We start from the raw sequence: 12,796 nt of genomic DNA, 5'->3' as shown, positions 1-12,796 counted from the left end.
CGGACAGGAAGCCTAGAGTCCCAGTTCCTCCAGGACCGGCAGCTTCGCGCGGACCCACGCCCGCGCTTCCGTGGCGCTCGGTGCGGACAGTGCCAGCTTGGCCAGCTCCTGCGCCTCGGCCAGGGTGACGGTCTTCAAAACGGCTGCCACTGCTGCCAGCGAGCGGGCGGTCATAGACAGGGTGTTCACGCCCAGGCCGGTAAGCACGACGGCGAGCGCCGGGTCTGCGGCTGCCTCACCGCAGACGCCCACGGGTTTGTTGTTGCCCTCTGCGCGGGAGCCTTCAACGGTGAGCCCCACCAATCGCAGGACGGCCGGCTGCCACGGGGTGTTCAGGTTGGCCAGCGGGCCCAGCTGGCGGTCTGCCGCCATGGCGTACTGGGTGAGGTCGTTGGTGCCGAGGCTGGCGAAACCCACTTCGCGGAGGATGGCCTCTGCGGTGAGGGCGGCCGAGGGGACCTCAACCATCACTCCGGGGGTCTGGATGCCGGCGTCGGCGCACATGGAGGCAAACCGGGCGGCTTCCTCAGCGGTGGAGATCATGGGAGCCATCACCCAGACGTCCGCTTCGGAATCCTTCTGGGCCAGGGCAATGGCTTCCAGCTGGCGGTCCAGGACGCCTGGCGTGGTGAAGTCGGTGCGGTAGCCGCGGACTCCCAGTGCAGGGTTGGGCTCGGTGGAGTCGGTGAGGAACGGCAGCGGCTTGTCCGCGCCGGCGTCGAGGGTACGCAGCACCACCTTCTTGCCCGGGAACGCATCAAAAACGCCCTTGTACGCTGCGGCCTGCTCCTCCACGGAGGGCTCGGTGTCGCGTTCCAGGAAGCAGAATTCGGTGCGGAACAGGCCCACGCCCTGCGCGCCCAGGGCGGCTGCGGCTTCGGCGTCCTTGGCACCTCCAACGTTGGCGAGCAGCGGCACCAGGTGGCCGTCCGCCGTCGAACCCGTCCCGCTGAACTCGGCCAGCAGGGACGCGGTGGTGGCCCACGCCTCCGCGGCGGCGTGGTGGGACGCGTCCGGCTCCGCAACCAGGGTGCCGGCGGCGCCGTCAACGAAGACTTCGGTGCCGTCCGGGAGGTCGTCCACGCCGGAAGCGGCCACAATGGCGGGCAGGCCCAGCGAACGGGCAATGATGGCGGTGTGGGACTGCGGGCCGCCGCCGGCGGTGACCAGGGCCAGGACCTTGTTGGGGTCCAGGGTGGCGGTGTCAGCGGGGGCGAGGTCCTCCGCCACCAGCACGAACGGTTCGGCGGACTGGGGGATGCCGGGCGCGGGAACTCCGCGCAGCTGGGCCACAATGCGGGCGCGGACGTCCAGCACGTCAGTGGCACGTTCGGCCATGTAGCCGCCCAGGTTCAGCAGCATCTCCGATACCGAGGCGCCCGATTCCCATACGGCGCGCTCACTGGAGGTGCCGCGGGCGATGAGCTTGGACGCACCCTTGATCAGCATGGTGTCCTTGGCCATCAGCGCCGTGGCTTCAAGGACAGCCTTGCCGTCCCCAATAGCCAGTGCGGCACGGCCTTTGAGTTCGTCATGGACGGCCTGCGCCGCTTCCTTCAGGGCTGCGATTGCATCCTCGGCAGTGGTGCCGGCGGCGAGCTGTTCGCCTGCCGGGGGTTCGCTGATCGGCTTGGGCATCTGCCGGATGGGTCCGATGATGCGGCCGGGGCTCACGCCCACGCCTGGGAAGTTCTGCATTGAAGGTCCTCGTTCTTTGCCGTGTTCGCTGGTGGTGCTGCCGTGCTGCCGGAGCCTGCAAATAGTCTATGTGATGCAGTTCATATAGCAACGCTATAGGTGCTAGGGTAGCGGTTATGAGTATCGATGGCCAGCTACCGCCCAAGGCGCGGCTCCTGCGCGCTGCCGCGGAACTGCTGGCCAAGTCCGGGGGAGCGCCCGTTTCCACCCGCCAGATCACCAAACTGGCAGGGGTTACAGCTCCCACTCTGTACCACCACTTCGGAGACAAAGAAGGACTGTTCGACGCCGTCGTCGCGGCCGGTTTTGAAGAATACGTCAGGGACGAACGCGACTTCGCCCCTTCCGGACAACCGCTGGAAGACATCCGGCGGATGTGGGACAACCACGTCCAGTTCGGCCTGAACCAGCCGGAACTGTACCTGGTGATGTTCGGCAACATCCGGCCTGAAAGCCGCCCCGCCATCGTGGCTGATGCGGAAGGGCTGATGGAGGAAATGCTGAACAAGGCAGCTGCCGCCGGGCAGATCAACGTGCCGCCGCGGGAAGCCGCCAGGTCCATCCTGGCCGCCAACGTGGGGGTCACGCTCATGCTGATCGCGGAGCCCGCCACGGAACGGAACCTTGAACTGTCCACCCTCACCCGGGACGCCATGATCTTCGCGGTATCCACGGACCAGGCGGCCGGCGCCGGCGCGGACACCGGGCGTTCCTCGGTGGTGGTGGCGGCCATTGCACTGAACGCGGCCCTCCAGGCTTCCAACCCGGACCAGCTTTCCAGTTCCGAGTTGAAGCTCTTCCTGGAATGGCTGCACCGAATCTCCAGCTCGAGTACCTGAACCCATCGGACCATCCTGCGGAGCAGCAGGATTCACGGTTAGGAAAGAACATGGCAACAGAGACAGTTGCGAAACCCCGCACCAGCGTGCGGGTTGGCGTCCAGAAGTTCGGGACGTTCCTGTCCGGCATGATCATGCCGAACATCGGAGCGTTCATCGCCTGGGGCATCATCACGGCGCTCTTTATCGAAAAGGGCTGGATTCCTGTCCCGCAGCTGGGCGGCTTCGGCACCAACGCGGACGGTGACCCCAACATCGGCCTGGTTGGCCCCATGATCACGTACCTGTTGCCGCTGCTCATCGCCTACACCGGCGGCCGGATGGTCTATGACGTCCGCGGCGGTGTGGTGGGTGCCATCGGAACCATGGGCGTGATTGTTGGCGCCGGCATCCCCATGTTCATCGGCGCCATGATCATGGGCCCGCTGGGTGGCTGGACCATGAAGAAGCTGGACATGCTGTGGGACGGCAAGATCCGGCCCGGCTTCGAGATGCTGGTGAACAACTTCTCCGCCGGCATCTGGGGCGCGCTGCTGGCCATGCTGGGCTTCTACGGCATTTCGCCGCTGGTCTCCGCCTTCAGCACCGCAGCCGGCAACGTGGTGCAGTTCCTGGTGGACAACGGCCTGCTGCCGCTGACCAGCATCTTCATTGAGCCGGCCAAGGTCCTCTTCCTGAACAATGCCATCAACCACGGTGTGCTCACGCCGCTGGGCGTCCAGCAGTCGCTGGAGCAGGGCAAGTCCATGCTGTTCCTGCTTGAGGCCAACCCCGGCCCGGGCCTGGGCATCCTGCTGGCCTACATGTTCTTCGGCCGCGGCGCCGCCAAGGCTTCCGCTCCCGGCGCAGCCATCATCCACTTCCTGGGCGGCATCCACGAGATCTACTTCCCGTACGTCCTGATGAAGCCGCTCCTGATCGTCGCGGCCATTGCAGGCGGCATGACGGGCATCGCCACCCTCGCAGTCACCAACGCCGGTCTTGTTGCCCCGGCCGCTCCGGGATCCATCATCGCCGTGGTGGCACAGACGTCCCGGGACAGCTACCTGGGTGTGATCCTCGCCGTCATCCTTGCTACGGCGGTGTCCTTCCTGGTGGCCAGCGTGATCCTGAAAACCTCCAAGGTGCGCGACGGCGACGGCGACCTTTCCGCCGCAACGTCCCGCATGGAGGACATGAAGGGCAAAAAGAGCTCCGTCTCCTCCGTGCTGACCGGCGGTGCTGCGGCCGCGGCTGCAGGCCCCATCAAGAACATCGTTTTTGCCTGCGACGCCGGCATGGGCTCCAGTGCCATGGGCGCCTCGGTGCTGCGGAACAAGATCAAGGCTGCCGGGTTCCCGGACGTCAAGGTCACCAACTCCGCCATCGCCAACCTCAGCGACTCCTATGATGTGGTCATCACGCACCAGGACCTCACCGAACGGGCCCGTCCCGCCACCGAAAGTGCCCGGCACTACTCCGTGGACAACTTCATGAACAGCCCGCGGTATGACGAGATCGTGGAGCTGGTCAAGGAGAGCAATACGGAAACCGCAGCCGACGGCGGTACTTCCGCAGGTGCCGTGGCTGCTGGTGCGGCCGGCGCGGGTGCCGGTGCGGCTGCGGCTGCGGGTGCCGCTGGTGGGCATGGCGCCCACGCCGCCGACGCTCCGGTGGACGCACAGTCCTCCGCCGTGGCAACCGGGTCCGCTCCGACGTCGGAAATCCTGGTGGCTGACAGCGTGGTGCTCACCGGCACCGCCACCACCCGCGATGAGGCGATCGACGAAGCGGGCAGGCTCCTGCTGGCCCGCGGCGCCGTGGACACCGCGTACGTGGAGGCCATGCATGAGCGCGAGGAATCCGTGTCCACGTACATGGGCAGCTACCTCGCCATCCCGCACGGCACCAACGCCGCCAAGGAGCACATCATGAAGTCCGCTGTGTCCGTGGTGCGCTACCCGGACGGCATCGACTGGAACGGCAAGGAGGTCAAGTTCGTGGTGGGCGTCGCCGGCGTCAACAACGAGCACCTGCACATCCTGTCCTCCATCGCCAAGGTCTTCACCAACAAGGCCCAGGTGGCACAACTGGAAGCGGCCACCACGGTGGACGAAGTCCTGGATCTCTTCGGAAAGGTCAATTCCTAGTGAAGGCTGTTCATTTCGGTGCCGGAAACATTGGCCGCGGGTTCGTGGGGCTGCTGCTGCACAATGCCGGGTATGAGGTGGTGTTCGCGGACGTCGCAGACGCCCTGATTGCCCAGCTTGCCGCGGCGGAAAGCTACAACGTCCACGAGGTGGGGGAGGACCCCGCCGTCAAAACGGTCAGCAATTTCCGGGCGCTGAACTCCAGCACCCAGGAGGCGGAGGTGGTGGCTGAGATCGCCACTGCCGACGTCGTCACCACCGCTGTGGGCCCGCACATCCTGAAGTTCGTGGCACCGCTGATCGCCAAGGGAATCGCTGCACGGTCCGGCAGCGCTGCACCCCTGCAGGTGATGGCGTGCGAGAACGCGATCAACGCCACGGACATCCTGCGTGATGCGATCGCGGAGCTGTGGGATGACGCCGCCGGTTCCCTCGCGGACAAGGCAGTGTTTGCCAACACCGCGGTGGACCGCATTGTGCCCAACCAGGAACCCGGGCAGGGCTTGGACGTCACAGTGGAAACGTTCTACGAGTGGGTTATTGACCGGACGCCGTTTGGTTCAGCGGCGCCGGTCATCCCGGGCGCAACGTTTGTGGATGACCTCGCGCCCTACATTGAGCGGAAGCTTTTCACGGTGAACACCGGGCACGCCTCGGCAGCCTACTTCGGCTTCGCCGCGGGGCTGGAGAAGATCTCCGAAGCGATGGCGGACCAGGACGTTGCCGAGGACGTCCGGTCCGTGCTGGAAGAAACCAAGCAGCTCCTGGTGGCCAAGCACGGCTTCAGCGAAGAGGAACAGGAAGCCTACGTGCAGAAGATCCTGCGCCGGTTCTCCAATCCGCACCTGCCGGACACCGTGAACCGCGTGGGCCGGGCGCCGCTGCGCAAGCTCAGCCGGCACGAACGGTTCATCGGGCCCGCTGCGGAGCTCGCCGAACGCGGGATTGTTCCCGAAGCCCTGCTCGGCGCCATCTCCGCGGCCCTGCGCTTCAATGATCCTTCCGACGCCGAGGCCACCGAGCTCGCCGGCATCCTGGGCTCCTCCAGCCCCGCCGATGCGACGGAGAAGATCACCGGGCTCACCCCCGGGCACCCGCTGTTCGACGCCGTCTGCCGGCTTGTGGAGGAACGGGTGGCCTGACGCCTCCGGTCACTTTTGGCAAAACGCTCCCTCACCTTTCGTCTTCAGCGGGAGGTGGGGGAGCGTTTTTGTGTCCAGACCGAGACGTTGGGCGGCGGCTTATTGCGCTGGCGGATCCCTAGAGTGAAGTCATGGAAGCAAATTCAGGGGCCCGCCCGCCGCGGTGGCCTTGGTTGTTGGCGATTCTGGGACTGGTCATCGTGAACATCCTCTACCTGGGGTTCAGGAGTGGCGTCTGCCGTGATGCCGCGGAGGGCTCAGGAGCCACAAGTTCTTGTACCAGTGGCCCGCTGCTGGGGATCGAAGGGACCTGGCTTCTGGGAGTCCTGAGCGGGGCAGCAGTCCTCTACTTCGCGCTCCGTCTTATTCGTGCAGCAAAAACACGCAGGGCTGAGGGGACGCGGGCAAACCAGGGTTCCCACTCCGCGCATTAGCCATGCACAGTGGAACAAGCGAAAGCCGCGCCCTGATCGTCGTCATCAAGGCGCGGCTTTCGTGGTTAGGGGGCGGGTCTACGGATTGCCCCCGCCATCCAACAACCGGCTACGAAGCGCCCACGCCTGACACGCTGGTGATCCAGGAGAGGTTCTTGGAAACGGACGCGTGGTCGTTGTAGTAGCGGGTGTAGTCGGAGGGGTTCTGGGCGGGCAGGATGCTGGACGTTGACAGGACGCCCACCAGCTTTCCGTTCACGATCAGCGGTCCGCCGGAGTCGCCGCCCAGCGTGTGGCCCGTCTGCGACTGGGTGCGCACGGATGCCCCGCCGTAGGTGTCAACGCCCTGCCCGGCCACGGTGACGTTGGCCGTCTTCAGGTTGTAGGACATGGTGCCCGCTCCCTCGGTCTGGTCTCCCCAGCCGTAGACCTTCGCAGCCGTTCCGGTGGCGGGGAAGGAACTGGAGAGGCCCACGTAGGAGCCGTAGTGCGGGGTGGACAGCTTCAGGAGCAGGACGTCTCCGGTGCTGGAGGCGTAGCGCGCGGCCACGGTCTTCACGGTTCCGCCGGTTTCCAGGTAGGTGGTGCCCAGCCGGACGGACTTCAGTGAGGTGGAGTTGCAGTGCTTGGCGGTGATGACCCAGCTGGCGGAGATCTGGCTTCCCGTGCACCCCACGTTGGTGCCGGTGGAGTCGAAGGAAATCTGCGCCGCGTAGGGCGCTGCGGAGATGGTGGTGGTGGAGCCGCCGGCTATGTCCGGGCTGGCGGTGTCACCCCCTGGGGATGGTGCCGCCGTGGCGGTGGTGAGGGGAACCAGAAGGGCGGCGGTTGCTGCGGCCGTGGCCAGTAGTCGAGCGATTTTCAAAGCGGGTTGCTCCTTCGCAAGGCGACCCATGGCGCAGGGCCGGATTACGGCTCGTGCCGGGGTCGATTCCAGTAGATAGGCCAGCCGCATGGCTGGCCCAAGCGAGACTCTACTGGCAGTTAGTAATCTTTGTCACGCATGTTGACAAAGTTTGTAAATATTGGGGGCCCGGCTGCGAGGATGCTTGGTCCGCGCACGAGAGTCAGGTGACACTCCTCACTTAACAGGGCGCCAGGCCCCGTTATAGCAGTGCTGGCGGCTTGGCCGGTTTGAAGTTAGCCAATCCTTACTTATAGGGTCAGAATCGAAATTAGGCGACAACTTTGTGACGTAATAGTTTGGGGAGATCAACGTGAAGAAGCGGTTTTCAACGATTTTTGGGGCATTGACGGCAGGGGCCGCGCTTCTGGCGGTGACGGCCTGTTCGGGTGGTGCGGAAGCCGCGCCCTCGGCGGCGGCCAGCACCATCACGGTGGAGCACGCCTCCGGCACTACGGAGAACGTCCCGGTGAACCCTGAGAAGGTCTTCACTTTCGACCTCGGTGTGCTGGACACCATGGATGCCCTGGGCGTTGAGCCCGCGGGTGTCCCTGAGGCGGCCTACCCCAAGGCACTGGAACAGTACGCGGCTGACAGCTACGCGAAGATCGGCTCGCTCAAGGAACCCGACTTCGAAGCAGTCAGCGAAGGTGCCCCGGACCTGATCATTGTCTCCGGCCGCACGGCCGGCGCCTATGAGGAACTCAGCAAGATCGCGCCCACGATCAACCTGGCAATCGATGAGGCCAAGCCCATGGAAAGCTTTGCCGAGCAGACCGCAACACTGGGCAGGATCTTCAACAAGGAATCCGAAGTTGAAGAGAAGCTCGCCGCACTGAACGTCACCATCGATGAAACCAAGGCCAAGGCCACAGACGCCGGCAAGGGCCTGATCGTCCTCACCTCCGGCGGGGAAGTGACGGCCTACGGCGCCGGCTCCCGCTTCGGCATCATCCACGACGTGCTGGGCGTAAGCCCGGCCGCCGAGGTCAAGAAGGAAGGCAGCCACGGCGAGGCAGTCTCCTTCGAGTACATCAAGGACGTGAACCCGGACATTCTCTACGTCATCAACCGCGACACCGCCATTGGTTCCGAGGCAACCGCAGCTGATCCCATCCTGGACAACGAACTGGTCAAGTCCACCAACGCCGCCAAAAACAACAAGGTCATCAGCCTCGATCCCGCCAGCTGGTACATCGTGGGTTACGGCCTGAACAACGTCCAGGCCATGGCTGACGCCGTCGCCGACTCGCTCGCGTAACTGCTCCAGCACGTCTGTAAAAAAATGACTGGCACGGCAGTGCGCACCCTTGCGCCCATCAGCCGCAGCCGGACCCGCATACCCGCGGGCCTGGCTGCGGCTGCCGTTGTTGTCCTGGCCCTGGCCGCGGGCAGCATGTTCGTGGGCGTCAGCGACGTATCCCTGCCCGCACTGCTGGCCGGAGACCCGCAGACCACGGAGGTCTTCTGGATCTCCCGGCTGCCCCGCACACTGGCCGTGGTGCTGGCAGGGATGTCCGTGGCGGTCGCCGGGCTGATCATGCAGCTGATGGCGCGGAACCGGTTCGTGGAACCTTCCACGGTGGGCACCCTGGAATCGGCCACCCTGGGCATCCTGGTGGTCACAGTTGTGGCCCCGGCTTCCCCCGTTCTGGTGCGGATGGCAGTAGCCAGCGCGTTCGCCGTCGTGGGTACCGCACTGTTCCTGGCCATCCTGCGGCGCCTCCCGGCGCGCAACACCTTGCTGGTTCCACTGGTGGGGATCATGCTGGGCGGGATCATCGGCGCCGTCACCACGTTCTTCGCCTACCGCTATGACCTTCTGCAGACGCTGAGCAACTGGATGGTGGGCGACTTCTCCGGTGTGCTGCGCGGCCGTTACGAACTGTTGTGGATCGTGGCCATCCTGATGGTGCTGGGCATGCTTGCGGCGGACCGGTTCACGGTGGCCGGAATGGGCCAGGACTTCACTACCAACCTGGGCCTGAACTACGCCAGGACCATGCGGCTGGGCCTGGTGATCGTCTCACTGATCTCCGCCGTGGTGGTCACCACCGTGGGCGCCGTGCCGTTCCTGGGCCTGGTGGTGCCGAACATCGTGTCCCTGATGGTGGGCGACAACCTCCGGCGCGCCGTGCCCTGGACCGCGCTCTTCGGCGCCGGCTTGGTGCTGGTCTGCGACATCATCGGCCGCACCATCCGCTACCCCTACGAGGTGCCGGTGGGCATGGTGATGTCCGTCGTGGGCGCCGTCCTCTTCCTGGCCCTGCTGCTAAGGAAACGCAATGCCTGAGACGGCCACCGGAAATGTTTCTCCAGCAACGCACGACGCCGGTGCTGCCGCCGGCCCTTCCGCACCGCGGCTGCGCCGCTCACTGCGCAACGCCCCGCCCGAGGTGGTGTTCGGCATTCTGTTGGGTGCCGCCGTCGTCGCCGTGTGGTTCTTCCTGTTCAGCGAACTGAAGGGAAACGTGGGGTACGTGCTGCCGCGGCGGGCGCTGAAGGTGGCGTCCATGGTGGCGGTGGCCGTGGCCGTAGGGGTCTCCACGCTGCTGTTCCAGACCGTGACGGCCAACCGGATCCTGACGCCGTCGATCATGGGCTTTGACGCCCTTTACATCCTGGTGCAGACGGGCATGGCCTTTGTGTTGGGCGCCGCCGCAGTGGTTGCAGCCCCGCCCACCGTGCAGTTCGGCGTCGAAGTGGTGCTGATGGTGGGCTTCAGTGCCCTGCTGTACCGCTGGATGTTCACCGGGGCCACCCGGTCCATCCACCTGCTGCTCCTGGTGGGCATCATCCTGGGCAGCCTGTTCCGCGGGGCGTCGTCGCTGCTGCAGCGGCTCATGGCGCCGAGCGAATTCCTGATCCTGCAGGACCTGTTTGTTGCCAGTTTCAACAACGTGGAACCATCACTGCTGGCCGTCTCCGGGGTGATCATCGGCGTCGTGGGTGTGCTGGTGTGGCGGGCACGGCACACGCTGGACGTCCTGGCGCTGGGCCGCGAAGTGGCCATCAACGTGGGGGTGGACCATCGGCGGGTGGTGATGTGGAGCCTGCTGGCCTGCTCGCTGCTGGTGGCGGTCTCCACGGCCCTGGTGGGTCCGGTGACTTTCTTCGGCCTGTTGGTGGTGAGCCTGGGCTACCAGCTGTGCCGGCAGTTCAGCCACGCGTGGCTGCTGCCCATCGTGGTGCTGCTGGGCACTGTGGCGCTGGTGGGCGGCCAGCTGATCCTGGAACGCGTCTTCGGGTTTGCCAGCGCCCTGAGCGTGGTCATCGAATTCGCCGGCGGCATCCTGTTCCTTTACCTCCTGCTGAAAGGCTCGCTGAAATGATCGCCGTCCGGAATGTCTCCAAAAGCTACGGCGGCCAAAAGGTACTCGATGATGTCACTTGCGAGATTCCGCGCGGCGGGATCACCTCTATCATCGGCCCCAACGGGGCCGGTAAATCCACGCTGCTCTCACTGATCAGCCGCCTTCAGCCGCTGGAATCCGGTGCCGTGACCGTTGCCGGTCTGGATGTTGCCGCCACCCCCAGCCGCGAACTGGCCCGCACCATGGCCATCCTGCGGCAGGAAAACCACCTCACCATGCGCCTGACCGTGCGCGACCTCGTGGCCTTCGGCCGCTTCCCGCACTCCGGCGGCAGGCCCACTGTGGAGGACCTTGCGGCAGTGGAGGAGGCGATCGGCCATCTGGACCTGACGTCCATGGCGGACAAGTTCGTGGATGAACTCTCCGGAGGCCAGCGGCAGCGGGCCTACATTGCCATGGTGCTGGCCCAGGACACGGAATACCTGCTGCTGGACGAGCCGCTGAACAACCTGGACATGAAGCACTCAGTCGAGATGATGCGGCTGCTTCGCCGGCTGGCGGACGACCTGGGCAAGACGATCGTCCTCGTGGTGCACGACATCAATTTCGCGTCCTGCTATTCGGACACCATCCTGGCCATGAAGAACGGCCGGCTTGTGCACCAGGGCAGCCCCGCCCACATCATGGCGCCGGGCATGCTCCGCGACGTCTATGACATCGACATCCGCATCGAAGAAATCGACGGCAACCGGATCGGCGTCTACTTCGCATGATTTGCTGGTCCCATGAAACCTGACACAGCATCCGGCACCTTACTGACCCTCGACGTCGACGGCGGCACCGTCCGTTTCCGCGAAGCCGTCAGTGAGGACGTGGCGGGAATCGTGCGGCTGGTGGCTGAGGACCCGCTTGCCGCCGCCCGCGAGGACCAGACGGAGATGGCGCCTTACGAGGCCGCTTTCGCGGCGATCGACGCCGACCCAGCCCACCTGCTGGTGGTGGGCGAACTCTTCGACGCCAACGGCGCCGATGCCCGCGGCCGGCACCTGGTGGCAACGTTCCAGCTCAGCTTTCTTCCCGGGCTGTCCCGGAAAGGCAGCCTGCGCTCCCAGCTCGAGGCGGTACGGGTGGCGGACATCCTGCGCGGCCAGGGCGTGGGTCAGGCCATGGTGCAGTGGGCCATCGGCGAGTCCCGCCGCCGGGGCTGTGGCCTGGTCCAGCTGACCACTGACAAATCCCGCACCGGGGCCCACCGGTTCTATGAGCGGCTTGGATTCGAAGCCAGCCACGAAGGTATGAAGCTGCGGCTCTGAGCGCGCCGACCGTCGATTGGCCACAGTCACCGGGCCTAGTGTTGGTCCCATGGTGGAAGAGAACGCGGCAACTGAACACGGCTGGCTGGATGTCCGGCGTGCCCGGATCTATTGGGAAACCACGGGAAATCCGGATGGCGTCCCCGTGCTGTACCTGCACGGCGGGCCCGGCAGTTCGCTGGGGACCGGTGGCTACCGGAGGCAGCACGATCCGGACCTGTTCTGGACGATCGGCCTTGACCAGCGCGGCTGCGGCAAAAGCACCCCCCTGGTCCAGGATGACCTTCCCGGGCTGGCCCTGAACACCACCGCCACGCTGATTGAGGACGTGGAAGTTCTGCGCAGGCACCTCGGCGTCGAACAATGGATCGTCACGGGCGGGTCATGGGGCAGCACGCTCGCCCTCGCCTACGCCCTGGAACACCCGGACCGCGTCCTGGGAATCGCCGTGGTGGCGGTGACCACCACCAGCCGCGAGGAAGTGGACTGGATAACGGAAGGTGTGGGCAGCATCTTCCCGGAAGCCTGGGCGGCGTTCGCGGAGTCGGCCCGGCGCCTGCCCGGCGAACGCGTGGTGGAGGCATACGCCCGCAGGCTGGCCGGCGCCGACCGGGAGGACGCCCGGGCCGCGGCCTTGGCCTGGGATCAATGGGAATCCACGCACATTTCCCTGGACCCGAGGTGGCAGCCCGGCCCCATGTTCCAGGACGAACAGGAGCGCCTCACGTTCGCCACCCTGGTCACCCACTACTGGGCCAACGACGGGTTCCTGACGGACGGCAGGGAAATCCTGCCCCGCATCCACGAACTGAACGGGATCCCCGGGCACCTGATCCACGGCCGCCGGGACATCAGCGGGCCCGTCATCACACCCTGGAAAATCCACCAGCGCTGGGACACCAGCCGGCTCACCGTGATCGAAGACGAAGGCCACGGCGGCCCTGAGTCCGCGGCGGCACTCGCCAGTGCAGTGGCTGAGCTGGGCAGCACGGTACGGTTCCGGACCGCCCCCAAGTAACGCCC

11 protein-coding genes are annotated in these 12,796 nt (G+C 65.7%); 9 read left to right on the top strand and 2 right to left on the bottom strand.

All coding sequences use genetic code 11. The features are described 5' to 3' along the window. Positions 1–12: 12 nt before the first annotated feature. Entirely contained in the window at positions 13–1,698 is a 1,686-nt protein-coding gene (ptsP, locus tag ACPJW8_RS17315; protein ID WP_330189099.1) for a phosphoenolpyruvate--protein phosphotransferase, read from the bottom strand. 116 nt (positions 1,699–1,814) lie between these two features. Here ptsP and ACPJW8_RS17310 point away from each other — a divergent pair, with 116 nt between their 5' ends. The 3 genes from ACPJW8_RS17310 to ACPJW8_RS17300 are packed head-to-tail and all read left to right on the top strand — an operon-like array spanning position 1,815 to position 5,808. Then, the gene (locus ACPJW8_RS17310; protein ID WP_330189100.1) at positions 1,815–2,537 is read left to right on the top strand and encodes a TetR/AcrR family transcriptional regulator; all 723 of its coding nucleotides are present in this window, start codon (positions 1,815–1,817) and stop codon (positions 2,535–2,537) included. A 50-nt stretch (positions 2,538–2,587) separates the two neighbouring features. Then, on the top strand, positions 2,588–4,666 hold the full coding sequence (locus ACPJW8_RS17305) for a PTS mannitol transporter subunit IICBA (RefSeq protein WP_330189101.1): 2,079 nt from the start codon (positions 2,588–2,590) through the stop codon (positions 4,664–4,666). Beyond that, on the top strand, positions 4,666–5,808 hold the full coding sequence (locus tag ACPJW8_RS17300) for a mannitol-1-phosphate 5-dehydrogenase (RefSeq protein WP_330189102.1): 1,143 nt from the start codon (positions 4,666–4,668) through the stop codon (positions 5,806–5,808). Before ACPJW8_RS17305 ends, ACPJW8_RS17300 begins: the two co-directional genes overlap by 1 nt. A gap of 543 nt (positions 5,809–6,351) precedes the next feature. Here the strand turns inward: ACPJW8_RS17300 and ACPJW8_RS17295 are convergent. Next, positions 6,352–7,107, bottom strand: a complete 756-nt coding sequence (locus tag ACPJW8_RS17295; RefSeq protein WP_330189103.1) for a S1 family peptidase — start codon at positions 7,105–7,107, stop codon at positions 6,352–6,354. Between the two features lie 352 nt (positions 7,108–7,459). On the opposite strand from ACPJW8_RS17295, the gene ACPJW8_RS17290 reads away from it, so the two are divergent. From ACPJW8_RS17290 to ACPJW8_RS17265, 6 genes are read left to right on the top strand one after another with little or no spacing between them, the layout of a single operon-like run. Next, entirely contained in the window at positions 7,460–8,407 is a 948-nt protein-coding gene (locus ACPJW8_RS17290; RefSeq protein WP_330189104.1) for a siderophore ABC transporter substrate-binding protein, read from the top strand. A gap of 24 nt (positions 8,408–8,431) precedes the next feature. Beyond that, positions 8,432–9,439 (top strand): ABC transporter permease, encoded by a 1,008-nt coding sequence (locus tag ACPJW8_RS17285; RefSeq protein WP_330189105.1) that lies wholly within the window; start codon positions 8,432–8,434, stop codon positions 9,437–9,439. Next, positions 9,432–10,478, top strand: a complete 1,047-nt coding sequence (locus ACPJW8_RS17280; protein WP_330189106.1) for an iron chelate uptake ABC transporter family permease subunit — start codon at positions 9,432–9,434, stop codon at positions 10,476–10,478. Before ACPJW8_RS17285 ends, ACPJW8_RS17280 begins: the two co-directional genes overlap by 8 nt. Then, complete coding sequence (locus tag ACPJW8_RS17275) at positions 10,475–11,233, top strand: ABC transporter ATP-binding protein (protein ID WP_330189107.1); 759 nt, start codon at positions 10,475–10,477, stop codon at positions 11,231–11,233. Before ACPJW8_RS17280 ends, ACPJW8_RS17275 begins: the two co-directional genes overlap by 4 nt. Positions 11,234–11,245: 12 nt before the next feature. Further along, positions 11,246–11,773 carry a GNAT family N-acetyltransferase gene (locus ACPJW8_RS17270; protein ID WP_330189108.1) on the top strand — a complete coding sequence of 176 codons (528 nt, stop codon included), beginning with the start codon at positions 11,246–11,248 and terminating at the stop codon, positions 11,771–11,773. Positions 11,774–11,822: 49 nt separating this feature from the next. Then, positions 11,823–12,791, top strand: a complete 969-nt coding sequence (locus ACPJW8_RS17265) for an alpha/beta fold hydrolase (RefSeq protein WP_330189109.1) — start codon at positions 11,823–11,825, stop codon at positions 12,789–12,791. The last annotated feature ends 5 nt before the right edge of the window (positions 12,792–12,796 follow it).

This window comes from Pseudarthrobacter sp. J47, assembly GCF_049810315.1.
Classification (GTDB): domain Bacteria; phylum Actinomycetota; class Actinomycetes; order Actinomycetales; family Micrococcaceae; genus Arthrobacter.
Note: the sequence above shows the minus strand (reverse complement) of the source record. Positions and strands in the feature narration are given on the sequence as shown.

What these genes read in the sequence shown, in the direction of transcription:
- ACPJW8_RS17280 (WP_330189106.1), top strand. Translation starts at nt 9,432, where the DNA reads ATGCCTGAGACGGCCACCGGAAATGTTTCTCCAGCAACGCACGACGCC.
- ACPJW8_RS17265 (WP_330189109.1), top strand. Translation starts at nt 11,823, where the DNA reads ATGGTGGAAGAGAACGCGGCAACTGAACACGGCTGGCTGGATGTCCGG.
- ACPJW8_RS17285 (WP_330189105.1), top strand. Translation starts at nt 8,432, where the DNA reads ATGACTGGCACGGCAGTGCGCACCCTTGCGCCCATCAGCCGCAGCCGG.
- ACPJW8_RS17305 (WP_330189101.1), top strand. Translation starts at nt 2,588, where the DNA reads ATGGCAACAGAGACAGTTGCGAAACCCCGCACCAGCGTGCGGGTTGGC.
- ACPJW8_RS17270 (WP_330189108.1), top strand. Translation starts at nt 11,246, where the DNA reads ATGAAACCTGACACAGCATCCGGCACCTTACTGACCCTCGACGTCGAC.
- ptsP (WP_330189099.1), bottom strand. Translation starts at nt 1,698, where the DNA reads ATGCAGAACTTCCCAGGCGTGGGCGTGAGCCCCGGCCGCATCATCGGA.
- ACPJW8_RS17275 (WP_330189107.1), top strand. Translation starts at nt 10,475, where the DNA reads ATGATCGCCGTCCGGAATGTCTCCAAAAGCTACGGCGGCCAAAAGGTA.
- ACPJW8_RS17310 (WP_330189100.1), top strand. Translation starts at nt 1,815, where the DNA reads ATGAGTATCGATGGCCAGCTACCGCCCAAGGCGCGGCTCCTGCGCGCT.